At 72.5% G+C, this 15,267-nt stretch carries 14 protein-coding genes; 10 read left to right on the plus strand and 4 right to left on the minus strand.

What is annotated here, in order from left to right; genetic code table 11:
* Positions 1-121 precede the first annotated feature (121 nt).
* The 3 genes from ACFYST_RS01515 to ACFYST_RS01525 all read left to right on the plus strand — a co-directional run bounded on the left by ACFYST_RS01515 (position 122) and on the right by ACFYST_RS01525 (position 4,555).
* Entirely contained in the window at positions 122-2,854 is a 2,733-nt protein-coding gene (locus tag ACFYST_RS01515) for an AAA family ATPase (RefSeq protein WP_387859109.1), read from the plus strand.
* Positions 2,855-2,982: 128 nt separating this feature from the next.
* Entirely contained in the window at positions 2,983-3,909 is a 927-nt protein-coding gene (locus ACFYST_RS01520) for a helix-turn-helix domain-containing protein (RefSeq protein ID WP_387859111.1), read from the plus strand.
* Between the two features lie 112 nt (positions 3,910-4,021).
* Entirely contained in the window at positions 4,022-4,555 is a 534-nt protein-coding gene (locus ACFYST_RS01525) for a DUF2087 domain-containing protein (RefSeq protein WP_387859113.1), read from the plus strand.
* 184 nt (positions 4,556-4,739) lie between these two features.
* Here ACFYST_RS01525 and ACFYST_RS01530 read toward each other — a convergent pair whose 3' ends face one another.
* Positions 4,740-5,576 (minus strand): CPBP family intramembrane glutamic endopeptidase, encoded by an 837-nt coding sequence (locus ACFYST_RS01530; protein WP_387859114.1) that lies wholly within the window; start codon positions 5,574-5,576, stop codon positions 4,740-4,742.
* Between the two features lie 111 nt (positions 5,577-5,687).
* Between ACFYST_RS01530 and ACFYST_RS01535 the strand changes: the two genes are divergently transcribed.
* From ACFYST_RS01535 to ACFYST_RS01545, 3 genes are all read left to right on the plus strand, one after another.
* Positions 5,688-6,929, plus strand: a complete 1,242-nt coding sequence (locus ACFYST_RS01535; RefSeq protein WP_387859115.1) for a histidine kinase — start codon at positions 5,688-5,690, stop codon at positions 6,927-6,929.
* Complete coding sequence (locus ACFYST_RS01540) at positions 6,917-7,567, plus strand: LuxR C-terminal-related transcriptional regulator (RefSeq protein ID WP_387859117.1); 651 nt, start codon at positions 6,917-6,919, stop codon at positions 7,565-7,567. The genes ACFYST_RS01535 and ACFYST_RS01540 overlap by 13 nt, the downstream gene beginning before the upstream one ends.
* Positions 7,568-7,685: 118 nt before the next feature.
* Entirely contained in the window at positions 7,686-8,408 is a 723-nt protein-coding gene (locus ACFYST_RS01545) for an alpha/beta fold hydrolase (RefSeq protein ID WP_387635922.1), read from the plus strand.
* 7 nt (positions 8,409-8,415) lie between these two features.
* On the opposite strand, the gene ACFYST_RS01550 is transcribed toward ACFYST_RS01545, so the two are convergent.
* The 3 genes from ACFYST_RS01550 to ACFYST_RS01560 form a co-directional block, all read right to left on the minus strand.
* A complete protein-coding gene (locus ACFYST_RS01550) occupies positions 8,416-10,062 on the minus strand; it encodes an MFS transporter (RefSeq protein WP_387859119.1) in 1,647 nt (548 codons plus the stop codon).
* Positions 10,063-10,190: 128 nt separating this feature from the next.
* The gene (locus ACFYST_RS01555) at positions 10,191-11,732 is read right to left on the minus strand and encodes a nitrilase-related carbon-nitrogen hydrolase (RefSeq protein ID WP_387859120.1); all 1,542 of its coding nucleotides are present in this window, start codon (positions 11,730-11,732) and stop codon (positions 10,191-10,193) included.
* A 411-nt stretch (positions 11,733-12,143) separates the two neighbouring features.
* Entirely contained in the window at positions 12,144-12,899 is a 756-nt protein-coding gene (locus ACFYST_RS01560; RefSeq protein ID WP_387859122.1) for a DUF5919 domain-containing protein, read from the minus strand.
* A 147-nt stretch (positions 12,900-13,046) separates the two neighbouring features.
* Between ACFYST_RS01560 and ACFYST_RS01565 the strand changes: the two genes are divergently transcribed.
* From ACFYST_RS01565 to ACFYST_RS01580, 4 genes are all read left to right on the plus strand, one after another.
* Entirely contained in the window at positions 13,047-13,631 is a 585-nt protein-coding gene (locus tag ACFYST_RS01565) for a hypothetical protein (RefSeq protein ID WP_387859123.1), read from the plus strand.
* An 89-nt stretch (positions 13,632-13,720) separates the two neighbouring features.
* Positions 13,721-14,581, plus strand: a complete 861-nt coding sequence (locus ACFYST_RS01570; RefSeq protein ID WP_387859125.1) for a JmjC domain-containing protein — start codon at positions 13,721-13,723, stop codon at positions 14,579-14,581.
* A 147-nt stretch (positions 14,582-14,728) separates the two neighbouring features.
* A complete protein-coding gene (locus ACFYST_RS01575) occupies positions 14,729-14,872 on the plus strand; it encodes a hypothetical protein (RefSeq protein ID WP_387859126.1) in 144 nt (47 codons plus the stop codon).
* A 32-nt stretch (positions 14,873-14,904) separates the two neighbouring features.
* Positions 14,905-15,219 (plus strand): DUF6087 family protein, encoded by a 315-nt coding sequence (locus tag ACFYST_RS01580; RefSeq protein ID WP_387859127.1) that lies wholly within the window; start codon positions 14,905-14,907, stop codon positions 15,217-15,219.
* The last annotated feature ends 48 nt before the right edge of the window (positions 15,220-15,267 follow it).

The following is a 15,267-nucleotide window of genomic DNA, read 5'->3' on the forward strand; positions in this document are numbered from 1 at the left end:
CCGCGAGTGAAACCGGCCCGCTTCACTGGGAGTGATCGCCGCAGGTCAGGGGCGCCGTTCCGGGCCGGGAGGGGTGGGGATAGCCTGGGGCGCGGGGCGACTGGCGATGGAATGAGGAACGGTGGACGGCGGGCGGCTTCCCGGCCTGATCGGCCGGCAGCGGGAGACCGAACTGCTGACGGCGGCACTGGTCCAGGCCGAGGACGGCGGGAGCGGCTCCACCGTGCTGCTGCGCGGCGACGCCGGGGTCGGCAAGAGCACCCTGCTGGCCTGGGTGGAGCGCAAGGCCCGCGAACGCGGCTTCACCGTGCTGCGCGCCGTCGGCACCGAGGCCGAGACCGACTACGCGTTCGGCGCCCTGCACCAGGTGTTCTGGTCGCTGCTCCAGGACTCGGAGGCCCTCACCGGCCACCAGCGGGAATCCCTGGAGAGCGCGTTCGGCGTCCGCTCCGGCACCCCGAGCGGCTTCGCCGTCGGCGCCGCCGCCCTGACCCTGCTGGACGAGGCGGCCCGTACCGCCCCCGTGCTGCTGGTCCTCGACGACCTGCACTGGCTCGACTCCTCCAGTGCCGGCGTCTTCGCCTTCCTGCAGCGCCGCGCCGCCCGGCTGCCGGTGGTGATCGCTACCGGCAGCCGCCCCGGCGGCCGCTCCACGCGGATCTGGTCCGCCGAGGCCGTCGACCTCGGCGCGCTCCCGCCCGCCGACGCCGCCGCACTGCTGGACAGCTACCGGCCCGAACTCGCCACCACCACCCGCGAGCGGGTGCTCGCCGAGGCGGCCGGCAACCCGCTCGCCCTGGTCGAGCTGCCCGGGCAGCTGGCCGCCGCCCAGCAGCGCGGCGTCGCCCCGCTGCCCGAGCTGCTGCCGCTCGGCGGCAGACTGGAACGGATCTTCGCCGAACGGCTCGGCGAACTGCCGCCCGAGGCCACCCGCCTGCTGCTGCTCGCGGCGCTCGCCAGCGGCCCCGGATCCGGCCCTCTCGTCCGGGGCGGCTGGCTGCGGGCCGACGACGGCCACACCCTGAACGAGGCGCTGGCCCGGCTCGACGCGGACGGCATCGCCCGGCTCGACGAGAGCGGGGAGCTGGTGTTCCGGCACCCGCTGGCCCGCACTGCCGTGGTCTCCGCCGCCTCCGAGGCCGCCCGCCGCCAGGCCCATCGCGACCTCGCCGAGGCGCTCGCCCCCGATGACCCGCGCCGCCTCGCCCACGAGGCCGCCGCCGCGCTGCTGCCCGACGACGCCCTCGCGCACCGCCTGGAGACCGCCGGCCGCGACCTCGCCGCGCGCGGCGGCGACGCGGAGGGCGCGCTGCTGCTGGAACGCGCCGCCGTCCTCAGCACCGACTCCCACGACCGCGCCCGCCGGACCGGCTGGGCCGCCGTGATGGCTGCCCGCAGCGGCCAGCTGCGGCACACCGCCGCGCTGGTACGGGAGTTGACGGCCGGCCCGGCACCCGCCGAACTCGCCCCGCTGCTCGCCTACGCGGTGGTCTACGCGGACCAGTGCCACCACGTCGACTTCGAGTCCTCCGCCGCGCTGCTGCCCGCCGCCCTCGACACGCTGACCGCGCCCGGCGCCGACACCTTCGGCGAGTTGCTCGAACAGATCTGGTTCAAGCTGCTGCTGGCCGCCGCCTACACCGACGACCCGTGGGCCTGGCGGGCCCTGCAACGGCACCGCGAACACGTCTCCGAGGCGGGCCGGCTCTGCCTGAAGCTCTGGACCGACCCCGGCCCCGGCACCGCCGACGCCCTGCTCGCGCTGGCCCGCGAGCTGCCGGCCGAGCGGGAGGTCGGGGTGGCCTGGCTGCTGCTGTGGACCGCCTGCGCGCTCGACTCCGCCGACGGCGAGGTGTGGCAGCGGTGCGCCGGCCTGCACGGCTACGCCACCCAGGGCTCGGTCGCCAAGGCCAAGGCCCACCAGGACTTCCTGCTCGGCCGCTGGGACCAGGCGGCGCTGTGCCAGCGCGAGGCCGAGATCGCCGACGAACTCGGCTACCACACCAACGCGTTGATGTTCCGCCAGTCCCTCGCGCACTTCCTGGCCGGACGCGGCGACGAGGCCGGCCTGCGGGAGATCGACGACGCGATCCGGCCGATCGCCACCCGGGCCCGGATGCGGTACGTGCTGGACCGGCTGACCCACCTGCGGGCCCTGGTCGCGTTCGCCCACCGCCGCCCCGACGAGGCGTACCTGCACCTGCGCGAACTCGCCCCGCCCGGGCAGCCGGTCGCCGGTCCGCCCTGGCGGCACGCGCTGCTCTTCGACCTGGTCGCCGCCGCGGTGCTCACCGGCCGCCGCGACGAGGCGCTGGCGCACCTCGCGGCGGCGCGCGCGGCCGGCACCGCGGCGATCTCCGACCGGCACGCCTTCCTGTTCGCCGCCGCCACCGCGCTGGCCGCCGACGACGAGCAGGCCGAGGACGCCTACCTGGCGGCGTTCGCCGTCCCCGGCGCCGAGCAGTGGGTGTTCGACCTGGCCCGGCTGCGGCTCGCGCACGGCGCGTGGCTGCGCCGCCGCCACCGGCCCGGCGCCCGGGAGGCGCTGCGCGCCGCGCACCTCGACTTCGGCCGCCTGCGGGCGCTGCCCTGGGCGCGCTGGTGCGAGGAGGAACTGCGGGCCGCGGGCGACCCGGTGGCGGTGCCCGCCGGCGCGCCGCCCGGGGACGCGACCGAGCTGACCTGGCAGGAGCTGCGGATCGCCCGGCTGGCCGCGACCGGCCTGACCAACAAGGCGATCGGATGCCAGCTGCAACTGTCGCCGCGCACCGTCGGGACGCACCTGTACAAGGTCTTCCCGAAGCTCGGCATCACCTCACGGGCCGCGCTGGCCCACGCGCTCGACCAGCGCTGACTGTTCTCTCCGTGCACGGAGACCGGGCTCACAGTGCACAGGCACACTCGGTCAGTCAGATGACTTAAGCCGTCGCCCGGGTCGCGGAGCAGGCTCGCAGCAGGACCTCGGTGGAAGGAGGCAGTCGGATGACAGGGTGGATGGCGAACGGGTGCGTGCCCGGCGCGACGTGGCCGTGGCCGCCGGCCGCGACGGACCCGGCGTTCGCCGGGGCGTCGCCGGGCGAGCGGGCGATGCTGTCCCGGCTCGGCTACCTGCGGGTCGCGACGCTGGAGACGGCCGTGGCGCTGCCGCCCCGCCTCGCGGGCCGGTACGCCTGGGGCGGGCAGGAGCCGATGGTCGGCATCGGGCTGCAACTGGCCGGCGAGTGCCTGATCACCCAGGACGGGCAGCGGACGGTGCTGGGCCAGTGCGAGTTCGTCCTGTACGACACCGCGCGGGCGTACGTCATCGAGTACCCGAAGCCGTCCCGCGCCCACCTGTTTCACCTGCCGCGCCGGCTGCTCGGCGTCCCCGAGAGCGAGCTGCGCCAGGTGACGGGCACCCCGGTGACCGCCGACGACGGGTTCGGGTCGGTGCTGCTGCCGTTCCTGCGGACGCTGGGCGACTCCGCGCCCTCCTACACCACGCCGGTCGCCGACCGGCTGGCCGGCAGCGTCGCCGACCTGGTGGGCACGATGGTCGCCCAACTGTCCGCGACGCGGGCCACCGACGACGCCCGCACCTCCAACGGACACCTGGTCCGGCGGATCCGCGAACACATCGCGCGCAACCTCGGCGACCCCGGCCTGTCGCCGGAGACGATCGCCCGGGCCCACCACATCTCGCTGCGCTACCTGCACCGACTGTTCGAGGGCGAGGGCGTGACGGTGAGCCGGCTCATCCTGCGGTCCCGGCTGGACGCCTCCGCCCGGGACCTCTCCCGCCCCGGGCCGCCGGTGGCGGCGGTCGCGCAGCGCTGGGGGTTCGTCAGCCCCGCGCACTTCAGCCGCGCCTTCCGGACGGCCTTCGGCGTCTCGCCCCGGGAGTGGCGCGCCCAGCGCGCCGGGGGCTGACCGGCCGGGCGGCATTAATCGGTTCGGCGTCGAACTCGGCTGCGGGTACGGTGAGTTGCGGCCGTTGTTTCCGGCCGGGACCACGCAGCTTCGGAGAGGACGCGTTCCCCGCATGACACCCGACCAACTCGCCATCCAGCTCGCCGACCCGATCCAGCGCCGGGTGTTCGCGGCGGTCGCCCTGGGCGCGACGACCTCCACCGAGATCCTCACCACCTCGGCCCTCACCGCCCCCGACGCCGCCCCGGCCATCGGCCGACTCGTCCGGGCCGGCCTGCTCGTCCAGGGCCGCGGCACCGTCGCCCTCAACGAGGACGCCCTCACCACCGCCGCGGACACCGCCACCCGCCGCCTCGCCGACGAGGCCGCGACCGACCAGCCCGACCCGAGGCTGCGCGGCCACATCCGCGGCGGCACCCTGATCGACCTCCCCGACGAGGACCACGAAGCCCGCCGCGCCGTCCTCGGACACCTCGCCGCGACCACCTTCGCGCCCGGCGACGAGTACGACGAGCGAACGGTCACCAACCGCCTCCAACCCTGGTGCGAGGACGGCCCCTTGGACGCCGTCTCGCTGCGCCGCGCCCTCGTCGACGACGGCCTGCTGACCCGCGAGTCCGGCCACTACCGGCTGACCGCCGGCTGAACGCTCCCGTCCGGGGCTGCTCGGTTCGGCTCGGATCAGCCGGTCCTGTGCTTCCCTTCGCGAAGCGTGGGGCGCCTTCGTAACTGCCGCAGCCGCCGGGCGCTTCGGCGAAGTCCGAGCCCGTACCGGCCGGCCCGGAGACCCCACTGCCCAGCCGGGCGGCGGGGTCTCGGCATGCTGCGGTCTATGCCTCCGTGCGACGGCGGTGGGCCAGCCAGGCTCCCAGCACCGCCAGGGTGGTTGCGGGCCAGGTTGTGATGCTCAGCGGGCCGGCGAGCAGGGGGTCGACGAGGCGGGCGGAGACCTCGTGGGTCAGGGGGAGGGCGAACTCGTTGAGGGAGATGTGTGTGGCGACGGCTGCCCAGACGGAGCCGGTGGAGAGGCGGACGGTGGCGATCACGGTGCCGAGCAGCATGGCGGTCACTACGGCGACGGGTATGCCGAGCAGGACGGAGTGGCCGGGGTAGCTGCCGCCGAGGGCGGTCATCGGGACGTGCCAGGCGCCCCAGATCGCGCCGCCGATCAGCAGGCCGCGCGTTCGGCCGTAACGGAGCAGGCGGGGCAACAGGTAGCCCTGCCAGCCGAGTTCCTCGCCGAAGTACAGGGGGACGGACACCAGGGCGCTCAGCGCGAGCGGTGTGATCGTGGCGGGGCCGGGCAGGTGGGCGGGGGAGTACCAGCCCGCGAGCGTCGACAGGGTCAGGCCGGCGGCGGTGAGGCCGAGGGGGATCGTCAACGCGACTGCCACGGAGCGGAGTTCGTGGCGCCATGGGGTGGCCCGGGCGAGTCCGAGGATTCGCGCGGCCGCGCGGGGGCCGTGGCGGCGGGCGGTGAGGCCGAAGGCGGTCAGGGCCGGGACCAGCATCATGAGGATCATGCACAGTGCCGCGAGCGGTGGCGTGCCCTGTGCGGCGTTCGTCCGGCGGAGACCGTCGAGCCAGAGCGGGACCATGGCGAGCCATGCCCCGGCGAAGCTGATGGCGAGAAAGGGAAGGAGGCCGGAGGGCGGGGTCGGTTTCATGGCGGCGACGCTACGAACCGCGTGGTGGCCGGGGCGATCGTGCAGGCTCGTCGATCGATGGTGTAGCAGGCACCACTGTGCCGGGAGGGTCGGACGGGAAGACTGGCCGCCGTGAACAAGTTGTCGAAAACGCTTGCGGTGGCCGGTCGTTCGGCGCGGGCCGCCGGGTACTGCGCGGCCAGCTTCGGCTGCGGGCTGGCGCTGATCGTGCTGGTGCCCGTGCTGATTTACTCGTCCGTGCTGTGCCTGGTCGGGCTGGGTCTGCTGGTCCTGCCGTACGAGTTGCGGCTGCTGCGCCGGCTGGCCGACGCCGAGCGTGACCGGCTGGGGCGGTGGGTGGCGCCGGTGGCGAGGGCCGGGGTGCACGGGCGGCGGCGGCTGATGGTGATGCTGTCGGATCCGGCGACCGGCCGGGATCTGCGCTGGGCACCCGGGACGATGGTGGCCGGGACGGTGCTCGGGCTGCTCGGGGTGGCGCTGTTCCTGTTTCCGGTGGCGGTGTTGGTGCTGGCCGGGCTGTGGTGGCTGTTCCCGGCGGGGGAGCCGATCAGGCTGATTCTGGATGCTCCGATCGACAGTTGGGGATCCGCGATCTGTGTCGGCGTGCCGCAGTTCCTGCTGGCCGTGCTGCTGGCGCTGTTCGGCCCGCCGCTGGTGGCGGGGGCGGCGGCGTCCGTGAGCCGGTGGCTGCTCGCCCCCTCGGCGGCCGAGGCTCTCGCCGAACGGGTGGCGACGCTGGACCGGACGCGTACCGGGGCGATCGACGCGCACGGCAGCGAGCTGCGCCGGATCGAGCGCGACCTGCACGACGGCACCCAGGCCCGGCTGGTGAACCTGGCCATGCAACTCGGGCTGGCGGAAAGGACGTTCGGCATCGACCCGGCTGCGGTGGGCCCGCTGCTGACCAGGGCGCGGGAGGGCGCGGAGGAGGCGATGGCCGAACTGCGCGACGTGCTGCGCTCCGTCTACCCGCCGATCCTCGCCGACCGGGGCCTGGCCGGCGCGGTCGCGGCGGTGGTCGCCCGTTGCCCCGTCCCCGCCACCCTCGACGTGGGCGAACTCGGCGACGTACCGGCGCGGATCGAGGTCGCCGTGTACTTCGCCGTCACCGAGGCGCTCACCAACGCGGCCAAGCACAGCCGGGCCGAGTCCGTGTCGGTCACCCTGACCAGAACGCGCGCGGCCGTCCGCGCGGAGGTCGTCGACGACGGCCGGGGCGGGGCCGCCGAGGGTGGCGGCACCGGGCTGCGCGGGATGCGGCAGCGGGTGGAGGCGGTGGACGGCGCGCTGCGGGTGCAGAGCCCGCCCGGCGGGCCGACCGTGATCACCGTGGAGTGCCCGTGCGCATCCTGATCGCCGAGGACAACGCGCTGCTGGCGCAAGGGCTTTCCGCGCTGCTGGGTGCCCTCGGCAACGAGGTGATCGGCACGGTCGGGGACGGCGAGTCCTTCGTCGCGGCCGCCGTCGCCCACCGGCCGGACGTGGCCGTGGTGGACGTCCGGCTCCCGCCGAGCTTCACCGACGAGGGCATCCGGGCCGCGCTGCGGGCCAGGGAACAGGTGCCGGGTCTGCCGATCCTGGTGCTCTCCCAGTACGTCGAGGACACCTACGCCCGGGAGTTGCTCGCCGACGGCACCGGCGTCGGCTACCTGCTCAAGGACCGGGTCGCCCGGGTGGACGACTTCCTGGAGGCGCTGCACCGGGTGGCCGCGGGCGGCACCGCGCTGGACCCGGACGTCGTCCGGCAACTGTTCGCGACACACGGCAACCCGCTGTCCCGCCTCACCGAACGCGAACGCGAGGTGCTCGCGATGATGGCCCAGGGGTACGGGAACTCCGAGATCGCCGACCGCCTGGTGGTCACCGAGCGGGCCGTGCACAAGCACGTCGGGAACGTCTTCGGGAAGCTGGACCTCCCGCCGGAGGACAGCGGAGACCGCCGCGTCCTCGCTGTTCTCACCTACCTCGGCGCCCCCCGGCGGCCGGGATAGGGCGTGGGTGGGCCGGACGGCGTGCGCTGGCGGAACAAGCGCGGCGGGCGCGGATTCCTAACCTGGGCCCTTCCCCTGTGGGGGACGTCAACTGCCAACCGATTCCGAGGACTTCGTCATGACCGAGAACACCACCCCTACCGTCGTGCTGGTGCACGGCGCCTTCGCGGACGCCTCGAGCTTCGCCCGGCTGATCCCCGAACTGCTCGCCGACGGCCTGAATGTGGTGGCACCCGCCGGGCCCAACCGCAGCCTGACCGGGGACGCCGCCTACCTGGCGTCCGTGGTGCGGCAGATCCCGGGGCCGGTGGTGCTGGTCGGGCACTCCTACGGTGGCGCGGTGATCACCGTCGCGGGGGCCGAGGAGAACGTCAAGGCGCTGGTGTACCTCGCGGGTTACGCGCTGGAGGAGGGCGAGAGCCTGGGTGAGCTGCAGGGCCGTTTCCCGGCCTCCGAGCTGGCCGAGGCACTGGTGTACACGCCGTTCCCGTTGGACGGCGGCGGCGAGGGCACCGATGTCTCGGTGCAGGTGGACCGGCTGCCTGAGATCTTCGCCGCGGACGTGGACCCGGCGCTGGCCCGGGTGCTCGCCGTCTCCCAACGGCCGCTGGCCGCCGCCGCGTTCGGCGAGAGTGCGCCGAACGCGGCGTGGCGGACCAAGCCGTCCTGGGGGATCGTCGCCGCCGCCGACCGGACCATCAACCCGGAGGTCGAACGGTTCGGCTACCGGCGGGCCGGGATGACCACCGTCGAGCTCGACACCTCGCACCTGATGATGCTCTCGCAGCCCGCGCAGGTCGCCGAGGTGATCCGCGAGGCCGTCCGGTCCGTCACCGGCTGACCGTGCGTCACAGCGCCGCCCGGGCGGTGACGGCGTGGGTCACCACCGGCTCGCCCGTCACCAGCGCCCGGGCGGTGCGTTCGAAGGCGTGGTCGACGCCGGTCCAGCGTTCGTGGTGCTGCGCGCGGTGCTCCGCCCAGGAGGCCACCGTGAACACCTCGACGAACTTGGTGGGTTCGGCCCCGTCCTGGTACAGGCCCCAACTGACCGCACCGGTTCGCCGCCGGGACGCCTCGACCTCGTCCATCGCCCGGACGAACGCCTCCGCGGCGCCGTCCGCCACCCGGTACTCGACGGAGACCAGCACCGGCCCGTCGGCCGCGGCGGGCTCGACCGTCAGCCGCGGCTCCGGCCAGCTGTCGGACAGCGACGGGTCCACCTCGGCGTCCAGCAGCGGGAGTTGACGCAGGGAGAGGGCGCCCAGGGCCAGCAGTGCGGCCGGGACGGTCAGCGCGATCAACAGGCCCGCGTACTGGGCGAGTTGGCCCCACACCAGGGCGCCCAGCGCGTTGCCGCCCTGGAAGACCAGCAGGTAGAAGGCGACGGCGCGGGCCCGCACCCAGTTCGGCAACTCCAGTTGCAGGGCGGCGCTCAGGGTGGACAGACCCCAGATCCAGGCCGCGCCCGCCCACACCAGCGCCAGGCTCACCAGCACGGTGTTCCCGGCCAGCGCCACCACCAGCAGCGCACCCGCCGTCAGCAGCCCCGACAGCGCCAGCACACCGTTGCCGCGCAGCCGGGCACTCAGCTGCGGCAGCACACCCGCACCCGCCACCGCACCCACCCCGACGGCCGCCAGCAGCAGGCCGTACCCGGACGAGCCGAGGCCGAGGCGCTGCACGGCCACCACCGGCAGCAGCGCCCACAGCGCCGCCGCGCCGGGCACGAACAGCGCGCAGCGCAGCAGGATCCGCCGCACCCCCGGCGCCCGCCGGACGTACCGCCCGCCGGCCCGCAGCGCCGCCAGCGCCTGCTCGCGCTGCCGCTCACGGACGGGCGCCTGCTCGTCCGGGAAGCGCCGCAGCAGGACCACCAGAATGCCCAGGAACGACAGCGCGTTGAGGGCGAACGTCCAGCCCACGCCGGCCGCCGCGACCAGCAGGCCGCCCAGCGCGGGGCCGACCGCGCGGGCCACGTTCATGTTCACCGCGCCCAGCGCCGACGCCTGCCGCAACTGCTCGCGCGGCACCAGACTGGGCTGCACCGCCTGCCAGGCCGGGCCGTTCAGCGCGGAGAGGCAGCCGAGCAGGAAGGTCAGCAGCAGCAACTGCCACGGCCCGAGCACCCCCAGCAGCGCCAACACCGCCAGGACGGTGGCGACCGCCGCCATCGCCGCCTGGCCCACCAGCAGCAGCCGGCGGCGGTCCACCAGGTCCGCGAGGGCGCCGGCCGGCAGCGCGAGCAGCAGCACCGGCAGGCCCGACGCGACCTGCACCAGCGACACCAACCCCGCGCCGTGCCCGACCAGCAGCCACTGCGCGCCGACGGTCTGCATCCAGCCGCCCACGTTCGAGACGAACTGGGCGATCCAGAGGGCGCGGAAAACCTTCTCCCCGAACGGCGCCCAGGCGGACTCCTCGCTCGTACTGCGTCTCATCTGCACCAGGCCCTCGGCTCGTCGGGTGGCGGGCGCGCCCGGCTCGGGGCGGCCCATGGAGCCGCCGAGGCTAGTTCGGGTGCTCGCGTCCGGCTGTCCGCTGCGTGCCCCGGCGGTGGTCCGAGACCGCACAGCCGCTGTTCAGCGCACAGCCGCTGTGTGGTCCGAGACTGCACAGCCGCTGTTCAGCGCACAGCCGCTGTGTGGTCCGAGACCGCACAGCCGCTGTGTGGTTCGAGACGGCGGGTCAACGCGGTGACGGCCAGGGCGGCGACGGCGGCCAGGCAGAGCCAGGCGAAGGTGTCGCCGATCCGGGCGTACACGGTGGTCACGCCGTGGACCGGGAGTTGGGCGACCACCGTCTGCTGATCGGAGCGGAACCAGTCGGCCGTGGCCAGGACGCGGCCCCGGCTGTCGAACGCGGTCGAGACGCCCGACTCGTCCTGGCGGACCAGGGCATAGCCGTTCTCGACCGCCCGCAGCGCGGCCTTCTTCGTGTGCGCGCCGCCGTACTCCCGCCAGTCGTGCGAGGGCACCAGCATCAGATCCGCGCGGACCCGCATCAGCGCCGGATAGTCGGCGTCGTAGCAGATCACATCGGCGATCCGCCCGTACGGGGTGTCGGCGACCGGCACCCGGCCGTCACCCGGCGCGAACCGCTCGGAGCCCGGGATGGGGTGCGCCTTCTGATACGTCCACAGCACCGCGCCGTTGGGGTCGATCAGCAGCGCCTCGTCCCGGTCGTGGGCGGAGCCGGCCGTGCCGTCCACCCGCAGCCCGAACTCCAGGTAGACGCCCCACTGCCGGGCCGCGTCCTGCGCGGCGGCGATCACCGCGTCCGCGTGCGCCTCCTGCGTCCGGACGGCCTCCTCGGGCCAGGCCACGATCTTCGCGCCCGCGGCGGCCTCCCGGCGGGTCGAGGCCAGCAGGTCGTTCTCGACGGCGTCCGTGACCGGCGTTGTTGCAGACGCGGGCGCTTCCCTGAACTGGACGTTCTCGCCCGCGAGTTGCTCGAGCGCGGCCTGCTGGGCCTCCGTCACCGCCCGGCTCGGACTCACCCCCGCCACCCGCACCGTCGCCCCGCCCACCGGGTCGGTCGCCAGCCGCGCGCCACCCGCCAGCAGCACCGCCACCAGCACCGACCCGCACACCACACCGCTGCGCCACGACGGCCACCGACGGACCCGCAGGACAGTGGACGCGAACCACCCGACCAGGAAACCGACCCCGTACGGGCCGGTCACCGAAACCACCTGCAACAACGGCAAGTTGTCGTACTGCGTGACCGCCAGCGAACCGTACGCCGTGCCGAACGGCGACAACACCGTGATCAGGAACTCGCCCGCCGCCAACCCGGCCGGAAACACCAACGCCGCCTGCCACGGCCGCAACCGCCCGACCAGCAGCCGGTCCGCCACGAACGGCACCGTCTGAATCGCCGCCAACCCCGCCGCCCCCGCCACCACCACCGGATTGAACCCGATCGCCGACTCCCACACCCAGAACACCGCCGCCCCGACATGCGCCAGCCACATCCACAACGCCCCCCACCACACCCCGGACCGCCGCGAGAACGCCAGCAACAACACCGGAAACACCCAGGCCAGCGCGGCAACGTCCCACCGCCCACCGACCGCGAACAGCATCGCCGCAGTACCGGACAGAAGAAGCGCGGGGCGGCTGCGCCACCACGAACGAACGGATATTTCAGAGGAGTTGGAGGTCATGGAAACGACGCTAGGCACCCGACCCACCCCGCCGCCTCGGCCCGAACGGCGAGACTGTGGGCCACCGCGCAACTATCGATGCACACCTGACGGAGGACCCCCGCAGGAAGCGCTGTATTTGTGTCCGCGCTGTCAACCGCCCGACGGCCCTATCTGCAGGCGCATTTCTTCGTAGGCTTCTCGGAGGTCCCGCGCATCGGAAATCCTGCGCACTTCTACTGCTCTGACGACTTCGAGGACGCGCCAGCGGCGCGCTCGTTGGCCGATGCCATCTGGCGTGGCTCGCCTTGAGCTCTATTGCGGTGTTGCGCTGTTCTGCGGCAAGGCTGCCGCGCGCCTGACGAACGTTTTCCGGTTAAATTAAGTCCCCGCCCCGTTCTCCGTCTCGGAGATCAGAGCGGGGGTTTTTATTCATCGAAAAATCGGAACGCCGCGTTCCCACAGCTCTTCTGCATGCTCAGCAAACCGATCGAAGATTCCGCCGTCCTGCGATCGGCGAAGGTGCATCATCGGAGAGTCATGCCCAACCACTCGTGCCAGATGTGGGGTTACGAGAGCGTCGCGATCGAAACGGAAGACCGAGAGGCTTACATGGTTGGGCCCGTCATCGGGTGCACTGAACCGCGCTTCGACACCATCAATACCGGAGAGCTTATCCAGGTGCTCAAGGGTGATTCGAATTCGGGTCGATACGGTCAGCGCCACACCTTCGATGCGTTCCCGCTGCCGCGTGGTCTCGGACTCGGGGTCGCCCAAGAGGAACCGGACGCGACACCCGGACTCGGCCTTGCGCCGCAGTGTTTGATGTAGCGCCGGCTGCTCCAGCCACACGAAGTAGTTCGTGTATCCGGCCAGGAAAATGTCGTCTACGGAATCCCCAATTAGTTGACTCCATACCGAAGTTGGGCAGGTTGACCGGTACGGATAGGCGGCGAACACCTCCCGGTCGTGGCCGGTCTTGATGTTCGCTCGGACCGTGTTGGGCCAGATCACTTGCTCATCAACCCCCAGGGCTGCACACACATCGTTGCGGTTCTTCTGGTGTGGTACTAACGCGGCGTTCGAGAGCCAGGGTTCCACGGTCTCAGGTGTGACACCTACGCGGGTCGCCAGTTGGCGCGGAGTGAGTTTCGCGTCTGCCATACCTTGCCGGAGAGCGATGTTCAAGGGCCATCCCCCAGACGTTTGGGCCGTCTTGGACGCTAGCGCGCAGACCGCCCTCATGTCTCGGATACGGGGGTGCTTTGGCCCATCTGAGCGCCAAGGATCGGTGGTGCACCGAGGAAGCCCGTTGGCCCGAGCGAAGGAACGGCCATGCCGAAGACGTACGACGAATACAGGGCCGAGCAGCGCAAGACGCTCACCACCGGCAACCCGCAGCCCGAGGGCCAGTTGACCCCGCTCCGCACGCCGGGAGTCGGCGAAGCCGTGGTCGATTTGGCGCGGGGCACGGTGGGCGCCTACCTGGAGTCGCAGGACGGCCGCTGGCAGCTCACCCCGCTTCACGGCGGGGTGCCGTGGTTGGCCGATCCGGTGTTCGTCCGTACGGCCACGGTGAACGAGTGTGTCCGCGACGGCATGTCCCGCGCGGAGATGGCGCAGCGGCAGCACGACCGGGAACGGCATCCGCCGTTCCCGCCGACAAGAGGAGGTAAGCACGTGAACAAGTCCGTGGAGTTCAACCCGGTGTCGCACCCGGGCCTGGAGTGGTCGGTGGCGTCGTACTCCCACCTGGACGACAAGGTGGAGTGCTTCGCGGTCGCCGACGCCGGTAACGGCCTGGTGGCGCTCGCCAACATCAACAATGACGGCGCCGTGATCACCGGCACCCCCGGCGAGCTGCGCAAGCTGCGCGACGCCTTCGCCGCCGGCCAGTACGACCACCTGATCGGCGCCTGACACGCCAGTAAGCGAGCGAGAGGCGACCGTCCCAACTCAACTGGGGCGGTCGCCCCTCTCGCCCCACACTACGAGAAGGGAGCGCCACCGTGCAGACTGCACTCTCAAGGCTGGTCACCGACCCGGACACCTTCCGCGCCGCCTGGCCCTCGGTGCCCACGGTGTACGACCGTGATGCGACGGACCTGCAACAGCTCGCCACCAGGCAGGCAGCCCGCGAGATCCTGGCCGACCCGGATATCCGTCCGGGCGGATTCGGCATGGTCCGTGACGGCGTGCTGACTGCCGAGCGGCCGTCCGCCGACCACCCGACCGACACCCTGGTTCTCAACGGCCTGCACCGGTCCTACCCGCCGATCATGCAGTTCTGCAAGGAACTGTCGTCCATGCTCGGCCACCCCGTGACGGGGAACTTCTACCTCACCCCGGCCGGGAAGGCGCAGGGGTTCGGGTGGCACTGGGACTGCCACCATGTCTTCATCGCGCAGGCCGAGGGCGCGAAGGACTGGCGGCTGTTCGCCCCGACGTTCGTCAACCCGCTGGAGCACCACAACTGGTCGAAGATCGGGTTCTCTCCGGAGGACAAGCTCCGCTTCGCGGCGAACGCCCCGGACTTCTCGGTCACTCTGCGGGCCGGGCAAGTGCTGTTCATCCCGCGCGGGTGGGTGCACGCCGGACAGAGCACCGAGGAGCACAGTCTTCACATCACCTTCGGCGTACAACTCCTGACGAAGCATTGGGCGTTGCGGATGCTCTGGGAGCTGGGCGAGGACAGCGAGGCGCTGCGCGACGCACTTCCGCCGAACCTCGGTGGGCAGGACTTCACGACGCTTGCCGGCGAACTGGTCGAGCTGTTCCGTGGTTCGCTCGCCGAGCTTCCGGCCGATACGGTCGCGCTGCGGCTCCGTTCGGGACAGCGGCTCTCGGTGCTCGGCCAGGAACCCAAGTAGAGAGGGCTGGGACAGCTCAGCATGGCGCGGAGACGGACGGCCGGGGGACGGCACCGCCGGATGTGCCAGTGGTCCGGTTGCCAGCGATACGCGAACCTTCGGGATCTGGATACGGGTAAGGACTTCTGTCTGACCTGCGCCGTTGCCATGCTGCACGCTGCGGACGACCCGATCACCAACTTCCGCGCGTTCGACGGCTCGACCGAGTACGCCGAGGCACTGCGGAACCGCCCGATCCTCGGACTGTTCGGTTGGCCCGGTACGGTCCCGCCGGACGACACCGGCGGATAGCCTCGTGGTGACGCCGAGCGAGAGGACCAGCCGTGCTCGAACCCGACGACGAACCCGTGTCCGACTGGTACGCCGCGCGTGCCGGTTGCACCCGCCCGCCGGGCACACGAGACGCGCTGATACTCGCTTCGGACGTACGACGGGGCCAGTTGTTCCAAGACACCCCGCGTCTGGTGGTCGAGTGGGACGGGCAGAAGTGGCAGCCGTTGGGGGTGGCTGACACTTATGCCGATGCGTACCCGGTCATTGTTCGCAGGGGTTCGGGGTTCGCCGCCCCGCAGGACGACACTCCGGTGCCGTTGCTTCGTAAGGGAAGCGGCCGACACCGCAAGCCGCATGACACGTAGGCCCGCAAGTCAGGGGCGTGGGCGCTGTGGCCGCGAGACGGCCGCCCG

Source organism: Kitasatospora sp. NPDC004614 (assembly GCF_042873675.1).
GTDB lineage: Bacteria > Actinomycetota > Actinomycetes > Streptomycetales > Streptomycetaceae > Kitasatospora.